Below are 16,120 nucleotides of genomic sequence, written 5' to 3' on the forward strand. Positions count from 1 at the left end.
ACCATGTGGAAAGACTATCTAGATGACTTTCAAGAGCTAGCGGAAGTCCTTGACGTGCTCGACGCCACAGCGGCCACGTCGAACTCCCTTCGTCTGATTAGCGGATTTGCGCAGGCCTCATGGCATGCGAACAACCGCATTAGTAGCGGTGAAGCTGGGATCGAGATTCCTCCACCACGCAATAAGGCTATGCATCCTGCGCTATGCAAGGCTGAAAGCGCTATGATCTGTTTCGTATTTGAACTCGGCGACTTCGAAGCGAACTCGATCCCGAGACAAGCAGACTTTCAGGTGAAAGTTGCTGGCATATTAGAAGGTGAGAACTGCTACGTCGAACTGGAAGACCACTGGCGAGTTGACAGTCATCTTTTCCCCTTGGAAGAGGCGAGGGAGCCTCATCCATATTTTCATTTCCAACGAGGCGGTCATGCACAAGATCGTTTCGCTGGAAATGATTGGTATGTGCCGAGCACTAAAATGCCCGAGGTGAGAGGTGCGCTTTGGCGAGGCCTGATGCAATCGCCGGGACCACGCATCCCCGTAGCGCCTCATTGCCCGATTCTCGCTATCGACTTCGCGATAGGACAGCATGATGGGACCGTATGGCATCATCTACGAGCAGACCCTGATTACTCTGCAATCATTAGACGGGCCCAAGCCCGTCTTTGGCAGCCTTTTTTTGAGGCGCTTGCTCGCCCAGCTTTTCGCTCGCGGTGGATGGGCCCCGTTTTTGCTTGATGTCTGGCAGCACATCTCCGTCATCTAGTGTCGTGATGAAACCTGCGGTCGCCTAGCCGCAGTAGACCGGCGGCGCGCTGAACTGGGACTAAATCGGAGTCCCGCTGGATACGAAGAGTCTCTTCGGAGGCTCTTTTCCATTGAGGCGCTCGCATTGTCCGAAAGATGCGCTCGCCCTAGGATAACACCCGTGTTCAACCGGCTTGCGGCCGCGCAAAGCCACCAGCCTCATCCCTAGTTAGATTGGCTTGATAGTCATGAGTGACTTACCAACCGAGAACAAAGGGATACGGATGGAGCGCTATCACATCACGCTCGGCGCGAGCACCACGGCTGGCGGCAAGGTCACTTCTGCCGCGTCAGACCGGACGCTCAACGGTATCAAGGTCGCCTATGCGGGCGATTCCGTGTCCTGCCCGAGGTGCAATGCCCAAGGCGTCATCGAGCCAGATGGCCCGCGCATCAACGAGAGTTTGAATGGCAGGCAGGTTGCCTTAAGTGACGACATCTGTCGCTGCAAGTGCAACCCACCGCCTCGCCTGGTCGCCAACCAGACCGTTTTGAAACAAATTATCGATGGGGAATGGGCCGCCGCCAAAGCGGGTGCGGCGGCCGAGACAGTGGCGAAGCTCAACGCCGGGAACAGCGCGGCCACCAAGTCCGATGGTGTCCCGCTCGTTTTGCTCGATCCGAAAACAGAGGAACCCTACCGAAACCGGCGCTACAAGCTGAGCTTCAAGGACAAGGTCATCGAGGGGACGACTGACCAGAACGGCGTGACGAAACCCCTCACGCTTGCCGAACGTGCAGCAATTGTTCGGTGGCAGGTCGAGGACGAGATCGCAGGCGCGTGATGACTGGCGCCATCCGTCTGCGTCCTTGAGGAACACCGTATGCCAACCGTATTCGTTCCAGGCAAACCTGATGCTTTTTTCCCCAAGCACAAGTTCTACGGCGTCCCAGTTTACGGCAACTACCAGCGCATCGAGGAATGCAGGTCGCATCACTACGTGGGCCCTGCCGCCACGGTTGAGAAGGCCGTCGCCGCCTACGTCCTGACTCCTGAGCATTTGTGGGCCACCTTCCAGACTGAGGCGGAGGATCTGATCAGGGTGAACGGTTCGATGGACGGACACTGGCAGGAGCGGAACAGGCGCATCAACGCCGCCTATGCCAAGCTGTGGCTGGCCGACAATCGCTTCCAGTGGGCCGGGCTGGCCGCGTTCGCGTCCAAACAAGTGGGCTGCACGATCCTCCACGCCAAGCAGACGATCGTCAAAAACCGCCGCGAGCGGGAGAATCTTGAACTATCGTTTGCCGCCGCATTTCCCGGGGCAGAGGCTGCCGCTGGTGTGCAGGCTGGAACCGAGGCGGGGGCGGCTTACGCGCATGACAGGCTCGGCTTCGGGAACGAACATCTGTTCCTCGACATCTACCCGTTGCATCGCTTTTTCATGGAGCGGGGCTGGAAGGAATTCAGCGATTACCTGCCCAAGCGGCAGAACAAGAAGTATCCGGTGTACTGGAACGTGGACAGGAGCGTCTTGCCGTTCGGTACGCCGTTCCAGGAAATCCGTGATGGCTTTGGCCGCGTTGAAGCTGGCAACTTGGCTGACAGTGTCAATTCATTGGCTCGGCATGAACAGGTGAACATTCTTCAGGCGATTATGTATAACGATCGCGTCATGCAGCAGCTGCTTGACGCCAACCAGTACGCCGTGGTGACCGGCATTCCGACCGGCGACGCCGAGAAGGTGGAGCTGACCCTGTCGGCGCAGTGCAAAGCCAAGGAAGGGTTCACCTTGCCCTTCTCAAGGGACAAGCACGCAAAGTTATGGGTAGCAGAGCAACGCATGCGGTTCGTACGTCGCGCCGCTGACGAGTTCAACAAACTCTTGAACGGTTCCCAACGTTTCCGGGTGGAGGAATCCATTCGAACGATAGCGGCTGGCGGGGGCGTAGCGTGAGGGGACATTACCGCTCACTTTTCGTGTTGGCCGGGCTCGCGGTGGTTGCGGCCTACTGGCATTACCGCACCCCGGAGCCGACAGTCCTGTCTTTCCGCCTTGGGCAGAGCTTCGAGGAGGTGGCGAGGAACTCAACCTATCCTGTGATGGAACGATCCAATTTGCCTGCCGACGATCCCGGCGGCGGGCAATTTGGCGAGACGTGGGTGACAGAACCGGCCGTCATCATTCGGTTCGCCGACCCTCAACATGGATTCACGCTGCCGCCAACCAACTTTGCCGCACTTGGGTTCGACCACAATGTCGCCGCCACGCTCTCCACCTCACCCATGCTGAAAAAGTTGCCCTTCGACGAAGCTATCGCTGTGCTGGAGAACCTGCAGAACCAGTTCAAGGCAGGCGGCTGGGAACCTTACAAAGGCGACGACAGCGACTGGTTCGACCTGACTCCTGAAGGGAAGAAGCGACTGTATGCGCGGATGTTTGAGCCGGGATATGCGCAAGAGGCGAGCTTGCGCATTCCAAAGCGGTACGGCATGACCTTCAGGCTCAAATGCGCCGAGGGCTGCTGGACGCGCGAGCCGCCTTACAAGTTTCTCATCGACGTCGGGGTGGGCGTGGACACCCAAGGATGGGATCCAGAGCACGAGCCTTTCCCTGAGCCCTGACGGCGGTCAGGCCTGCTGCACTGCTTGCTCCTTGCCGGCGCTCTCCTCCAGCTGCTCTCCCTCGCCATGCGGGAACGGCGCAAACCAGCACGCCAGGAACGATGGAATGGTCGCCACCATCACCAGAGCGAAGTAGCTCACATACCCAAGCGCCTCCTGCAGGTGGCCGCTGACCACGCCGGTGACCATGCCGCACAGGCCCATGAGCCCCGTGCCAAACGCATAGTGCGTGGTGGCGTACCTGCCTGGCGCGAGCTGCTGCATCAGGTAGATCATGAAGCCGACCGAGCCGAAGCCGAAGAAGAACTTTTCGATGATGACGCCCGCGCCGATCGCAAGCAGATTCGCCGGCAGGTAGATGCTCATGACGAGGAAGGTGACGTTCGGGATGTTCACCGCGCAGCACAGCAGGAACAGCGTGCGCTGCAGGCCGCGCCTTGCCACGAACAGCCCGCCCAACACCGAGCCAAGCAGCACCGCCGCCAGGCCATAGGTGCCGTAGATGATCCCCAGCCGTTCGTTGGACAGCCCAAGCCCGCCCCTGGCGGCCGAATCGACCATGAAGAACGGCCCGATCTTCTCCAGCAGCCCGATACTGAGCCGGAACAGGAAGGCGAATGCCACCATTCGCCACACGCCCGGCTTGCGGAAGAAGGTGACGAAGGCGTCGCGCAGGATCGTCCACGCGCCGCCCACGCTGGTGGGTGTGTTTTCTGCGCGCGCGCCTTCCGGCATGAAGCGCAGGTGCCAGAAGGCCATCAGCAGCGTGATGCCGGCCACGATGAAGAACACGACCTGCCACGCCTGCATCCACTGCGGCCCGAAGGTCGCCGCATCGTGGCCGAACACCGTTGTGTGCAGCTTGCCGCTCAGGTAGACCAGAAAGCCCGAGGCGACGATCGGCCCGATATTCCACGACAGGCTCTGCACCCCGCAGTACAGCGACTGCGTGCGGGTGTCGAGCGAGGTGACGTAGACGCCGTCGCTGGCGATGTCCTGGGTCGCGCCGATGAAGGACATCAGCCAGAACATGGGCATGAGCACCACCATGAAGTCCGGCAGCGACATGGCCAGTGCGGCGCCGGCAAAGCCCAGCCCCATCAGCACCTGGGTGCACAACACGAAGAACTTCTTGGTGCGGTACATCTCGACGAGCGGCGCGAACAGCGGCTTGATCGTGTAGGCAAGGATCAGCATGCTCGAATACGCGGCAGCCCTGCCGTTGTCCATGCCCATGTTCTTGAACATGATGGCCGTCACGCTGCACAGCATGGTGTACCCCAGCGCCATCGTGAAGTACCCGGTGGGCACCCACAGCAGGGGAGAGCGAGCGGTGCTAGATGGCGGCATGGCGCGGCTCCGTATTGGGTTGGGCGTAGTGCAAACGTGCCGGTGCATGGGAACTGGCCAGATGCCGGTCCAGCATGGTGGCAGCGCCCGCCAGGGCGGGGTAGGGCGCGGTGATTACCAGCGTGGGAATTCTGCTTGTGAAGGTGCTGAACCGTCCCTTGGCCTCGAAGCGCTGGCGGAAGGGTGAGCGGGCGAACCAGTCGCCCAGCCGCGGAACGATGCCACCGCCAATGTAGATGCCGCCGCGCGCGCACAGCGTCACCGCTAGGTTGGCTGCCGCGGTGCCCAGCATGCCGCAGAAGCATTCGAGTACCTCGGTGCACAAGGGATCGGTGCCCGTCAGGCCGCGCTCGACGATGTCCGCCGGCGCCAGCGGTGCCGGCACGGGCAGCCCGCGCCATGCGGCCAGCGCCTCGAGAATCAGCGACAGGCCGGGACCGGACATCAGGCGTTCGGCGGACACATGGGAAAAGCGCGTCCAGCAGAAATCGAGGATCGCCTGTTCGCGCTCGTCCGACGGCGAAAACGCGACGTGGCCGCCCTCGCTCTGCAGCACGGTCCAGCCGTCGTTTGAGGGGATCAGGCCCGCCATGCCAAGCCCGGTGCCGGCGCCGAGCAGGCCGATGACGCCATCGCCGCGCACCTGGCCCGGGCCCACGGCCATGACGTCGGCAGCGCCCAGCCCCGGCACGGCCGCTGCCAGCGCGGCGAAGTCGTTCACCACCAAGAGCGTATCCAGCCCGAGGGCATCGCGTGTCTCGGCGATCGAGAACTGCCAGTCGTGGTTGGTCATCTTGACGAAGTCGCCTTCGACCGGATTGGCGATGGCGATGGCCGCGTGCCGCACGTCCAGGCCCGGGTGCCGGGACAGGTAGGCGCGGGCGGCGTCGGCCAGGCTTGCATGGCCGGAGCACGGCAGGGTGGCGATGGCCTCGATGCTCCCGGCCGCGCGTTCGATGGCAAAGCGCGCGTTGGTGCCGCCGATGTCGGCCAGCAGGCGCGCACCATTGCGGTAGCGATCAGCTTCCATGGCAGTCTTCCTTGTCACATAGTCGAGGCGGCGAGCCGGCCCTGGCGCTGCGCCGCAATGAAGTCGCGGTACCACAGGGCGCTGGCTTTGCGCGTGCGCTGCTGGGTAGCATAATCTACATACACGATGCCGAAGCGTTTGGCGTAGCCCGAATTCCATTCGAAGTTGTCGAGCAGGCTCCATAAGAAGTAGCCATCCACCTGCACACCTTGCGCCATCGCCGCACGCAGCGCGGCCAGGTGGCGCGCAACGTAGTCGATGCGGGCCCGGTCATCCACCTGGCCGTGCTCGAGGCGGTCGGCATTGGCCATGCCGTTTTCGGTGATGTAGATCGGCGGCAGGTCGTATTCGGCTTTGAGCTTGAGCAGCAGTTCGGTCAGGCCCTGGGGGTAAATCTCCCAGCCCATGTCGGTGGCGCCAAGCGCGCTGTCGGGCTGGCGCGGCGGCTCTTCGGCACTGCAGTAGGCGCGGGTGTAATAGTTCACGCCCAAAAAGTCGAGCGGCTCGCGGATGGCCTTGAAGTCGCCCTCGTGGACCACCGGCGCGTCGGCGCCGTGCGCGCGCAGGGCCAGCTCGGGATAGCGGCCCTTGAAGATCGGGTCCATGAACCACTGCACCGAGCGGGCATATTCCAGGTTCGCCAGGTCGCGGTCGGCCTGCGAGTCCGTGGCAGGGTCGGCGGTCCACTGGTTCAAAACGATCCCCAGGCGGGCGGGCGCGCCCACCGCGCGCATGGCCTGCATGGCCAGCCCGTGCGACAGCAGCAGATGGTGCGATACCTGGATTGCCGACTTGCGGTCGGCCACGCCGGGCGCGAACTGGGCGTTGCCGTGTCCAAGGTTGGCGGTGCACCACGGCTCGTTGTGGGTGGCGATGGTTTTCACGCGCGAGCCAAAGCGGCGAGCCACCTCCCACGCATAGTCCGCAAACCGGTGCGCGGTGTCGCGCGAGAGCCAGCCGCCTTCGTCCTGCAGCGCTTGCGGCAGGTCCCAGTGATACAGCGTCAGGTGCGGGGCGATGCCATGCTCATCGAGCGCGTCGAGCAGGCGCGCATAGAAGTCGAATCCCCGCTCGTTCCATGCACCCTTGCCCTCGGGCTGCACGCGCGTCCAGGCCATCGAGAAGCGGTAGGCGTCCACGCCCAGCGACGCCATCAGCGCCACGTCATCCCGGTAGCGGTGATAGTGGTCGCAGGCGATGTCGCCGTTGCTGGCGTCCTTGATGTTGGCCGGGTTGCGGCAGAAGGTGTCCCAGATCGACGGGCCTTTGCCGTCGAGTGTCGCCGCGCCCTCGATCTGGAAGGCGCTGGTGGCGACCCCCCAGGTGAAATCGGGCGGGAATTGAATTGGATCGGTCATGGTGCAGGTGTTGGATGATGTCGAAGGTTGGCGCGGTCCCCGGCACCGGCCGGGGACCGTGGCCGGCGGCTCAGAACTCCAGGCCGGCGTTGATGCCGATGGTGCGCGGCGGCAGGTACTGTGCGACCCAGGCGCCGAAGCCGTTCATGGCGCTGGTCTTGACGTTGACGTCGCCCACATTGCGCACGAAGGCATCGATCCACCACTTGTCGTGCGCGTAGCGCAGGCCAATGTCGCTGCGGGTGTAGGCTTTCTGGCGGTCGCCTTCACCCAGGTTGAACACCGACAGCCACGATGCCGTTTCGTAGTGGGTGCTCAGGCGCGGCGTCAGCATGGCGCCGTCGGCCAGGCGGAACACGTGCTGGTACTGCACCTGCGCCGCGAATTTGGGCGTGTGCGGCATCTCGTTGCCGGTCACGTCCAGGCAGGTACTAATGCCGGGCACGGCGCACTTGGGCAGGGCGTAGTCGTTCGAGCCGCCGATCAGGTGGCCGAGCTTGGCGTGGGGCGTGTAGGCCAGCGCCATCTGCAGGCGGTCGTCGCGGCCGAAGCGGGCGGTGATTTCCGATTCCAGACCGTAGATTTTTGCGCCCTCGGCGTTGTTGGTGGCCAGGCCACGGGTGCCGTCCGGGTTGGTCACCGGCGCGCTGAACTGGAAGTCCTTGAACTTCTCGTAGAACAGGGCGTTATTGATCTGCAGGGCGCCGCCCAGCAGCGAGCTCTTGGTGCCGATCTCGTAGTTGGTCAGGGTCTCGGCGCCATAGGTCTTGCCGCCGTCTTGCAGGCCGCCCGACTTGTAGCCGGTCGAGACGCTGGCATAGACCATGTTGTTTCGGTCGATGTCATAGGCCAGCCGCGCCAGGCCGGTCACCTTCTGGCCGGTATAGACCCCGTCGTTGGACGGCACGCCCGGGCTGTAGCCCTGGCCGGGCAGGCGCGGGTCGATCGACGGCGAGACCGGCACCTGTGGCACGCTGGCGTCGTAGTTCCAGGTGTAGCCGTTGCCGCCCTCGTTGGTGCGACGGTCGTGGGTGTAGCGTGCGCCGCCGGTCAGGTGCAGGCTGTCGCCGATGTTCCAGGTGGCCTGGCCGAACGCGGCCGAGGATTTCACCGTCTCTTTCGGTTGGATGAACGAGCCCTGCCACGCAACCGTGCCCTGCTGGGTGCCGTTGAAGACCGGGATATCGAAGCGGATGCTGTTTTCTTCCGCCGCGTAGTACAGGCCAAGTTGCCAGTCCAGCTCGCGCTTGCCGGTCGATTGCAGCTCCAGCTCGTGGCTGTAGTTGGTGTAGTGCGACGAGACGGTGTTGTTGGCCTGGTAGGTGGCGCCGGTGCCAAAGCTGGTCGGCACGCTCACGCCGCCGTCCTGGTCGAAGGTGGAGGAGCCGTCGAACTTCGAATAGCCGGCAATGTACGACAGCGCCATCGCATCGTTGACGGTGTATTCGACACGGCTGCGCAGCGAGCTGGTGTCGCGATGCAGCGAGGGAGCGGTGTCGATCAGGGCCGACCAGCGGTCCTGGCCGGCGCGCGGGGCCTGCATCAAGTTCATCGCCGGGGTGCCACGGTCGGCAAAGCGCTCGTAGGCCACGTTCCACTTCCACGACCGCGATGGCTGCCACAGCAGCGACAGGCGCACCGCGCTCTGGTCCTGCGCGTAGTATTTCGGCCCGCCCACGACGAACTGGTTCGGGTTGATCGGCAGGAAGGCCGAGGCGCTGCCGCCGCTGGCCAGCCAGGCCGCACGCTGGCTTTCCTGCGAGGGAACCGGCAGCTTCTGGTAGTCCACGTAGCCGTCGTGCTGTTCGTGCACGAACGCGATGCGCATGGCTGCCGTGTCGCCGAGCGGCACATTGACGGCGCCGCGCGCGCCGAGCCGGCCGTAGTCGCCAACGCCGGCTTCCACCGTGCCGCTGGTCTGGCCCAGCACCGGTTTGGCGGTCTGCATGTTGACCGCGCCGACCGTCGAGTTGCGGCCCCACAGCGTGCCTTGCGGGCCGCGCAGCACCTCGATCGCGTCAAGGTCGAACAGCAGGCTGGTGGCGCCTTCCGGGCGCGGGGAGTAGATGCCATCGACAAAGGTGGCCACCTCCGGGTCGGCGTACTCGGTCTTGGCGCTGTCGTTGCCCACGCCGCGCATGGTCATGGTGATCACGCCGTGGTCGCCCTGTCCGGTGGCCTGGAAGCCCGGCACCAGGTTCACCACGTCGATCAGGGTCTGCACGTGGTTGTCTTCGAGGCTGGCCGCGTTCAGGGCGGTGACCGCGACCGGCGTCTTTTGCAGCGAGGTCGAACGCTTGGTGGCGGTGATGATCACTTCGGCCATCTTGGCGCCGTCCGCCGCCGGGGCTTCCGGCGCGCTGTCGGACGGGGTCGTCTGTGCATGCGATGCGTTCATGCCGGTGAGCAGGACCAGGATCGCAAGCTGGATAGGCGAGCTGGCACGCACACCCCGAAGGGCAGATTTTTTCATACTGTCTCCTAACTATTGTGGTTATGTACGGTGCAGGGTTTCCCTGTCTTAGTGTCCGGTGCTGCCGATTTCATGATGTTTATGAAATCGATTTCATGTTATTGTTGATCGAAAGGAAAGTCAAACGAAATTTTGAACGGTGGTTTGACGAGCCACAGGCGCCAGTCAATTCGCCTTTTGTAGAGGGAGTGTTGCGGCGTGATGGGCTAGCGCAGGCCGGACTGGTACACGCTCGGCGCGTGCCGGTGACGTGAAAGCGTTTCTGAAATCGGTTTCTCGCTGTTATACTCGGGCGGCCGCGGCAAGCGCCGCCCACGTCAATCCAACGCACGCCCAATGATGAAAGACTCCAGCAGCACGCCAATGGTCACGGTTCATGAGGTCGCACGCGTCGCCGGCGTGTCAGCGGCCACGGTTTCCCGCTTCCTGAACGGCACGGCCAAGGTGTCCGATGAAAAGCGCAAGGCCATCGAAAGCGTGATCGAGCGCCTCAACTACAAGCCCAACGTGCTGGCCCAAAACCTCAAGAGCGGCAGCACGCGCACCATCGGCGTGCTCACCCAGTCGCTGATGTCGGGGTACTTTGCCGACGCCATGGCCGGTATCGACGATGCGTTGCAGGGCGCCGGGTACGCGCCCCTGATCGTGTCCGGCCACTGGCGCGCGCAGGAGGAAGCCGAGCGCATGGAGTTGCTGATCGCGCGGCGGGTCGATGGCGTGGTCATCCTGTCCGGCAGGCTCAAGGACAGCCAGATCCTCAAGCTGTCGAACCGGGTGCCCATTGTGGCGTTCGGCCGCCAGCTGGAGGGCAAGCACGCCTATGGCTTCAGCCTGGACAACTACAAGGCGGTGTGCGATGCGGTTGAATACCTGATCATGCAGGGGCACCGGAACATCGCATTTATCGCCGGCCCTCCGGACCACGAGGATGCGCAGGCGCGGCTGAAAGGCTATCGCGATACGCTGGCCAAACACAAAATCCAGCGCAACCCCAGGTTGATCGAGGCGGGCGATTTTCTCGAGACTGGCGGCTTGCTGGCGGTCGAGCGCTTGCTGGAATCGGGCGAACGCTTCACGGCTATTTTTGCCGGCAACGACCTGACCGCCTACGGCGCGCGGCTGGCGCTGTACCGGCGCGGCATCCGCGTGCCGGAAGATATCTCGATTGTCGGCTTCGACGACTTGCACAGTTCGATGTGCACCACGCCGCCGCTCACCACCGTGCGCCAGCCTTTGTTTGAAGTCGGCCGCTGCCTCGGCCAGGCGATCCTCGCGATGATCCGGCACGAAAAGCCGGACATCGATCTTCCCCAGCTGAGCCTTGAGGTGCGCGAGTCGGTGCGGCGGATCGGCTAGCGAAGCCTCTGCGCATCGATGCGGCCACCATGTTTTCGCGCGCGTGCGCTTCAAAGTAGTCGCGTGTTTGCGACATTGAGCATGCAAATCTGCGCACACTGCCGCAGCGCGCACCGATCGTTTTTCATCTGCCGGTGCCGGTGAGATTTTCGCGGCCTTATTGATGAGCCAATTTTGCAAACATCCAGTGTTTATCGATACTGCTTCGTTTCCGGTCGCACGCGCATCTGTCCGTTTGGCGGGTGGTATCTGGTGCCTTCAACACCGCTGCCGGATTCAAAACCCGCCGCACGCGCGATGATCCGATTGCAAAAGTGACTGAAAATTATGTGCGCCAGTTGCGCACTGACAAGGTTTTCGTGTACTTTACGTGATTGAATTTGTCAAAAGGTGAACACGCAAAAAATTTTGCGCGGGATCTGGACAAAAAACCGATCAAAAAATGGGACGCTGACCTCATCAGTATGCACGTAAGCTTAATGAAAAGAACAAGCCGCACTGCCTGATTAGTTCAGGCATGGCGGCTTTTTCTTTTCGTGCCCGTCTGCGGGCTGCGATGTGGACAGCGTAACTTGAAGTACCAGTGTCGCCGGTCGAAAGGCTGGCGGCGACGGCTGAAGTGCTGCAATCGTGAGGAGTTGCAGCAGTTCAGCTGGTGCCGAATTCATTAGCATAAACAACGTGTAGCGTTTGTGCCGATGAATAATTCGCCTGGCCGGGAGGCCGGACGGGTTTAAACCTTGTAGCGTATTTTCTCATCGCAGATGAAGGAGAACAAAAATGGCAACAGCCGCTAAGAAACCCGCAGCAAAGAAGCCGGCCGCAAAAGCCGCCGCTAAACCGGCCGCCAAGGCCGCCGCCGAGAAGCCGGTCAAGAAAGCCGCCGCCGCCAAACCGGCAGCCAAGGCCGCCGCCAAGCCGGCAGCAAAAGCAGCCGCTAAACCGGCAGCGAAGAAAGCAACCGCCACCAAAGCCGCCGCCAAGCCGGCAGCCAAGAAGGCAGCAGCCAAGCCGGTCGCCAAAAAAGCAACCGCCACCAAAGCAGCTGCAAAACCGGCAGCAAAGAAAGCAGCAGCCAAGCCGGTAGCTAAAAAGGCAGCCGCAACCAAAGCCGCCGCTAAACCGGCAGCAAAGAAAGCAGCAGCCAAGCCGGTAGCAAAGAAAGCCGCCGCAAAACCGGCAGCCAAGAAAGCAACCGCAAGCAAGGCAGCCGCAAAACCGGTAGCCAAGAAAGCCGCCGCGAAGCCGGCAGCCAAGAAAGCCGCCGCCAAGCCGGTAGCCAAGAAAGCCGCAGCAAAGCCGGCCGCAAAGAAAGCCGCCGCAAAACCGGCAGCTAAAAAAGCAGCCGCCACCAAAGCCGCGGCCAAGCCGGCAGCCAAGAAAGCTGCTGCCAAGCCGGTAGCCAAGAAAGCCGCCGCCAAGCCGGCAGCTAAACCGGCCGCCAAGAAAGCCGCTGCGAAGCCTGCAGCAAAAAAAGCCGCGGCCAAGCCGGCCGCTAAAAAGGCTGCAGCGAAACCGGCCGCCAAGCCGGCCGCCAAGAAAGTCGCTGCCAAGCCGGCAGCAAAGGCAGCAGCTACCAAGCCGGTAGCGAAGAAAGCCGCCGCCAAACCGGCAGCTGCAGCAAAACCGGCAGCAGCCAAGCCGGCAGTCGCAGCCAAACCGGCAGCCGCCAAGAAGCCGGCAGCGAAGAAGCCGGCCGCCAAGAAGGCAGCTCCGGCAGCCAAACCGGCAGCACCGGCCGCTGAAGCAAAACCGGCAGCACCGGCAGCACCGGCAGCAGCAGCTCCGGCGCCGACCGCCGCTCCGGCCAAGACCGTGCTGGCTCCGGCCGCAGCATGGCCGTTCCCGACCAGCAGTCGCCCGTAATAGCCAGCTCTGCCTGGATCAGGCACAATACCGCTGTGTGATCAGTTCACACGGCGGTTTTTTTTTGTGCGTATAGTTCTCCGACCATCGTTCGCACAACACGTTTTTCAAGGAGTGGCCGTGCTCAGTATTCTTCAGTTGATCGTCGATGCGGCAGCCAGTGTGCTCGGTGGCGTGCTGCTGCTGCGTTTCTGGATGCAGGTCACGCGCGTGCGCCCGCCGGCCCCGGTTGCGCAGTTCACGTTCACGCTGTCGGACTGGCTGGTGCGCCCCTTGCGCCGCATCGTGCCAGGCATGGGCGGCTACGACTGGGCCAGCCTGATCGGCGCGTTCCTGGTGGTGGTGCTGGCGACCTCGGTCCTGCTGCTCCAGGGCGCGAGCGGCGAGGTGGTCTTCCTGATGGCCGTGTTCCGGTTCCTCAACTGGATCATCTACGGCTTCATGGCGCTGCTCATCATCGATGCGGTGTTCAGCTGGGTGAACCCGAACGCCCCGCTGGCGCCCTTCATTAGCGCGCTGAACTACCCCTTGCTGCGCCCGATCCGCCGCGTGGTGCCGCTGATCGGCGGTATCGACCTGTCGGTACTCGTCGCGCTGCTCTTGCTGCAGGTGGTACAGATTGTGTTGGGGCGCCTGTTCTTTTGACGATCGAATCGAAGTGGTGCTCCGCCATCGCCGGCGGGGTGCGCATCGCGGTGCAGATCACCCCGAATGCGAAAAAGACCGAGGTGATCGGCGTGCTGGACGACGCGCTCAAGCTCAAGCTGGCGGCGCAGCCGATCGAAGGGAAGGCCAACGAGGCGCTCATCAAGTTCCTCGCCGGCGCGCTGAAGGTGCCCAAGAGCGCCGTCACCATCACCCATGGTCAGACCAACAAGCGCAAGCTGGTGGAGGTCCGTTCCACATCGCTGACGCCTGCCGACGTGGCAAAGGTGTTGCTGCCTGCTTAGGCCGATTACCCGAGCACGTCGTCCCGGCGTGCGCCGGGACGACGGTAGATTCAGAAGCGGTAGCCGAATGCGCGCTCGAACGTCGTCGCGATCTCTTCTGCCGTGAAGCTGTGGTTCTGGCCGCCCTGGTGCGCGATCTTGATCGAGCCGAGCAGGCTTGCCAGGCGCCCGGTCGTGGGCCAGTCGAAGCCGTTGGTGATCCCGTACAAGAGGCCGGCGCGGTAGGCGTCGCCGCAGCCGGTCGGGTCCACCACCTTTTCCGCCGGCACCGCCGGGATGTCGTGGCGCTCGCCGCCGGCGTGGATCTCCGAACCCTTGTCGCCGCGCGTGATGATCAGCGCGTCCAGCCGCTTGGCGATGTCGCCCAGCGTCAGGCCGGTGCGGTCCATCACCATCTCGAACTCGTAGTCGTTCGCGGCCAGGTAGGTGGCCTGGTCGATGAAGGTGATCAGCTCCTCGCCGGAGAACATCGGCAGCTGCTGGCCCGGGTCGAACATGAACGGCACGCCCAGCGCCGCGCAGTCGCGCGCGTGCTTGAGCATGCCCTCGCGTCCGTCCGGGGCGATGATCGCCACCGCCAGCGGTCCGCAGTCGGCCACGTTGTTCTCGTGCGCGAACTGCATGGCGCCCGGGTGGAAGGCGTTGATCTGGTTGTTGTCCAGGTCCGCGGTGACGAAGCACTGCGCGGTGTAGGCGTGGCCGATGGTGCGGATCGCGCGCGTGGAGATCCCCAGCTTGTCGAAGCGCTGCAGGTACTCGCCGCCGTCCTGGCCGATGGTCGCCATGATGAGCGGGTCGCCGCCCAGCAGCTTGAGGTTGTAGGCGATGTTGGCCGCGCAGCCGCCGTACTCGGTGCGCAGCGTGGGCACCAGGAACGATACGTTCACGCGGTGCAGCTGGTCGGCCAGCAGGGTTTCGCCGAAGCGGCCGTGGTACTGCATGATCTTGTCGAATGCGAGCGATCCGCAGATCAGCGAGGTCTTGGTCATGTGAAGCCTTATGGGTAGAAAACGGCGATGTGGTAGCCGGAGGGCTTGAGCTGGTCAAGCTTGAAGTAGAGCTTGACCGGCTGCTCCGCGTGCGGGCCGAAGCCGGCCGTCGCCGCAACGCCGTGTGGCAGGTATTCCGCGGGCGCGAACACACGGCGCACCAGCGGTTTGTCGTTGGCGTCGGTGAGCGCCAGTTCAATGGCGGGCCACGCCTGTGCGCTGCCGCCCTGGTTGTGCAGCAGGGTGGTGAGCACGTAGGTGTCGGGGGCGAGCGTTTGCAGTTCGCCTGTTTCGATGGCCAGGTTGTCGATCCGCGCCGGCAGCTCCACGCGGCAGCGCAGCGCCGCGCACACGGCGGCCAGCGCCGGTTTCATCGCCGGCACGCGCGCGGCGAGGTCGTTGCGCAAGACCGTCATCGCCTGCGCCACCAGCAGCAGCGCGAGCACCACCGAGCCGACAGCCATCAGGATGCGGCGCCGCTTGCCCGATTGCTCCTGCTGGCGGCCGCGCTTGACGAAATCGGGCTCGTCGATCTCGGGCACGCGCAGCTTGGGCGGCGGGATCTTGGTTGGGCTGAGCTTGGAACGGCGATTGCCCAGGCGCGCACGCGCCGGCTTGGCAGCGGGAGCGGGCGGCGGGACGTGGGTGTCGGCGGCCGACTCGCGCATCGGCAGCGGCGCGTGCTCGGTGCCGGCGAAATGATGCGCCATGTCGGCGTGGGCCTGCAGCGTAGGCTCGTCGTGGTGATCGGGCAGGGCGGCAGCCACCAGTTCTTCTTCGACCGGCAGGTCGAAGGTGGGCTCGACGCGGCCTGTGGCTTGCGGCGCGTGCGCTTCGAATGCGGGCTCGGCGAGCGTGCTCTCGGCCGCGAATGCCGGCTCGACGGGAACCTGTGCCTGTTCGTCTGCACCGCCCTCGACGGTGGCGCTCTCCGGTTCGTGCCAGGTGGTGTCGGCCACGGTGTTGGCAACTGGGGTTTCGGCTTCAAAGAATTCAGAGTCGCCCGACGCGAAGCCCTCGGCTTCCTCGGTGCTCTCCACCACTTCGTCGTGCGGCTCGTGCGGTACGGCCTGCGGCTGCGGCTCCGGCTCCGGCTCGTTCTCGGGTTCGGGTTCGGGCAGGATGCCCAGCGGGTCGAGGGTCTTGTCCAGTTCGATGGTGTAGACCGGCACCTCCTGCTCGTCCGCAGGGGCTTCGGCGGTTACTTCTGGTTCGACGGCCGGTTTGGCATCCAGATCGACCAGGCTGGCGTTGCCGTCGAAGATTTCGTGGCAGGCGCCACAGCGCACTATGCCCCCACGCAGTTTCAACTGGTCCTGGGCGACCCGGAAAGTAGTCTTACAGTGGGGGCATCGAGTGGCAAGCGCCATGGGCC

At 63.6% G+C, this 16,120-nt stretch carries 14 protein-coding genes; 7 read left to right on the forward strand and 7 right to left on the reverse strand.

Features of this window, described 5'->3' with window-relative positions; genetic code table 11:
* Positions 1-3: 3 nt before the first annotated feature.
* From NX774_RS17765 to NX774_RS17780, 4 genes are all read left to right on the forward strand, one after another.
* Positions 4-738 (forward strand): hypothetical protein, encoded by a 735-nt coding sequence (locus NX774_RS17765; RefSeq protein ID WP_258823597.1) that lies wholly within the window; start codon positions 4-6, stop codon positions 736-738.
* Positions 739-995: 257 nt separating this feature from the next.
* Positions 996-1,592 (forward strand): PAAR domain-containing protein, encoded by a 597-nt coding sequence (locus tag NX774_RS17770; RefSeq protein WP_258823598.1) that lies wholly within the window; start codon positions 996-998, stop codon positions 1,590-1,592.
* 39 nt (positions 1,593-1,631) lie between these two features.
* The gene (locus tag NX774_RS17775; RefSeq protein WP_258823599.1) at positions 1,632-2,705 is read left to right on the forward strand and encodes a DUF2515 family protein; all 1,074 of its coding nucleotides are present in this window, start codon (positions 1,632-1,634) and stop codon (positions 2,703-2,705) included.
* Positions 2,702-3,373, forward strand: coding sequence for a hypothetical protein (locus NX774_RS17780; RefSeq protein ID WP_258823600.1), 672 nt, complete (start codon positions 2,702-2,704; stop codon positions 3,371-3,373). The genes NX774_RS17775 and NX774_RS17780 overlap by 4 nt, the downstream gene beginning before the upstream one ends.
* A gap of 6 nt (positions 3,374-3,379) precedes the next feature.
* Here NX774_RS17780 and NX774_RS17785 read toward each other — a convergent pair whose 3' ends face one another.
* The 4 genes from NX774_RS17785 to NX774_RS17800 form a co-directional block, all read right to left on the reverse strand.
* Positions 3,380-4,723 (reverse strand): MFS transporter, encoded by a 1,344-nt coding sequence (locus tag NX774_RS17785; protein ID WP_258823601.1) that lies wholly within the window; start codon positions 4,721-4,723, stop codon positions 3,380-3,382.
* Positions 4,710-5,753, reverse strand: a complete 1,044-nt coding sequence (locus NX774_RS17790; RefSeq protein WP_258823602.1) for a glucokinase — start codon at positions 5,751-5,753, stop codon at positions 4,710-4,712. The genes NX774_RS17785 and NX774_RS17790 overlap by 14 nt, the downstream gene beginning before the upstream one ends.
* Before the next feature lie 14 nt (positions 5,754-5,767).
* Entirely contained in the window at positions 5,768-7,111 is a 1,344-nt protein-coding gene (locus NX774_RS17795; protein WP_258823603.1) for a GH1 family beta-glucosidase, read from the reverse strand.
* 70 nt (positions 7,112-7,181) lie between these two features.
* On the reverse strand, positions 7,182-9,584 hold the full coding sequence (locus tag NX774_RS17800) for a TonB-dependent receptor (RefSeq protein WP_258823604.1): 2,403 nt from the start codon (positions 9,582-9,584) through the stop codon (positions 7,182-7,184).
* Positions 9,585-9,947: 363 nt separating this feature from the next.
* On the opposite strand from NX774_RS17800, the gene NX774_RS17805 reads away from it, so the two are divergent.
* The gene (locus tag NX774_RS17805) at positions 9,948-10,940 is read left to right on the forward strand and encodes a LacI family DNA-binding transcriptional regulator (RefSeq protein WP_258823605.1); all 993 of its coding nucleotides are present in this window, start codon (positions 9,948-9,950) and stop codon (positions 10,938-10,940) included.
* A 755-nt stretch (positions 10,941-11,695) separates the two neighbouring features.
* Here the strand turns inward: NX774_RS17805 and NX774_RS17810 are convergent.
* Complete coding sequence (locus NX774_RS17810) at positions 11,696-12,643, reverse strand: hypothetical protein (protein ID WP_258823606.1); 948 nt, start codon at positions 12,641-12,643, stop codon at positions 11,696-11,698.
* A gap of 283 nt (positions 12,644-12,926) precedes the next feature.
* Here NX774_RS17810 and NX774_RS17815 point away from each other — a divergent pair, with 283 nt between their 5' ends.
* Together NX774_RS17815 and NX774_RS17820 are read left to right on the forward strand one after the other, a co-directional pair.
* Positions 12,927-13,451, forward strand: coding sequence for a YggT family protein (locus tag NX774_RS17815; RefSeq protein WP_258823607.1), 525 nt, complete (start codon positions 12,927-12,929; stop codon positions 13,449-13,451).
* Complete coding sequence (locus tag NX774_RS17820; RefSeq protein WP_307731331.1) at positions 13,448-13,756, forward strand: DUF167 domain-containing protein; 309 nt, start codon at positions 13,448-13,450, stop codon at positions 13,754-13,756. The genes NX774_RS17815 and NX774_RS17820 overlap by 4 nt, the downstream gene beginning before the upstream one ends.
* A gap of 50 nt (positions 13,757-13,806) precedes the next feature.
* Here NX774_RS17820 and NX774_RS17825 read toward each other — a convergent pair whose 3' ends face one another.
* The gene (locus NX774_RS17825) at positions 13,807-14,745 is read right to left on the reverse strand and encodes a carbohydrate kinase family protein (protein WP_258823608.1); all 939 of its coding nucleotides are present in this window, start codon (positions 14,743-14,745) and stop codon (positions 13,807-13,809) included.
* An 8-nt stretch (positions 14,746-14,753) separates the two neighbouring features.
* The gene (locus tag NX774_RS17830) at positions 14,754-16,115 is read right to left on the reverse strand and encodes a zinc-ribbon and DUF3426 domain-containing protein (protein WP_258823609.1); all 1,362 of its coding nucleotides are present in this window, start codon (positions 16,113-16,115) and stop codon (positions 14,754-14,756) included.
* Positions 16,116-16,120: the final 5 nt, after the last annotated feature.

It is taken from the genome of Massilia agilis (assembly GCF_024756255.1).
Taxonomy (GTDB): Bacteria; Pseudomonadota; Gammaproteobacteria; order Burkholderiales; family Burkholderiaceae_D; genus Telluria; species Telluria agilis.

Coding starts and splice junctions, on each gene's coding strand:
- NX774_RS17785 (WP_258823601.1), bottom strand. CDS start 4,723: ATGCCGCCATCTAGCACCGCTCGCTCTCCCCTGCTGTGGGTGCCCACC.
- NX774_RS17790 (WP_258823602.1), bottom strand. CDS start 5,753: ATGGAAGCTGATCGCTACCGCAATGGTGCGCGCCTGCTGGCCGACATC.
- NX774_RS17795 (WP_258823603.1), bottom strand. CDS start 7,111: ATGACCGATCCAATTCAATTCCCGCCCGATTTCACCTGGGGGGTCGCC.
- NX774_RS17765 (WP_258823597.1), top strand. CDS start 4: ATGTGGAAAGACTATCTAGATGACTTTCAAGAGCTAGCGGAAGTCCTT.
- NX774_RS17770 (WP_258823598.1), top strand. CDS start 996: ATGAGTGACTTACCAACCGAGAACAAAGGGATACGGATGGAGCGCTAT.
- NX774_RS17800 (WP_258823604.1), bottom strand. CDS start 9,584: ATGAAAAAATCTGCCCTTCGGGGTGTGCGTGCCAGCTCGCCTATCCAG.
- NX774_RS17805 (WP_258823605.1), top strand. CDS start 9,948: ATGGTCACGGTTCATGAGGTCGCACGCGTCGCCGGCGTGTCAGCGGCC.
- NX774_RS17830 (WP_258823609.1), bottom strand. CDS start 16,115: ATGGCGCTTGCCACTCGATGCCCCCACTGTAAGACTACTTTCCGGGTC.
- NX774_RS17825 (WP_258823608.1), bottom strand. CDS start 14,745: ATGACCAAGACCTCGCTGATCTGCGGATCGCTCGCATTCGACAAGATC.
- NX774_RS17775 (WP_258823599.1), top strand. CDS start 1,632: ATGCCAACCGTATTCGTTCCAGGCAAACCTGATGCTTTTTTCCCCAAG.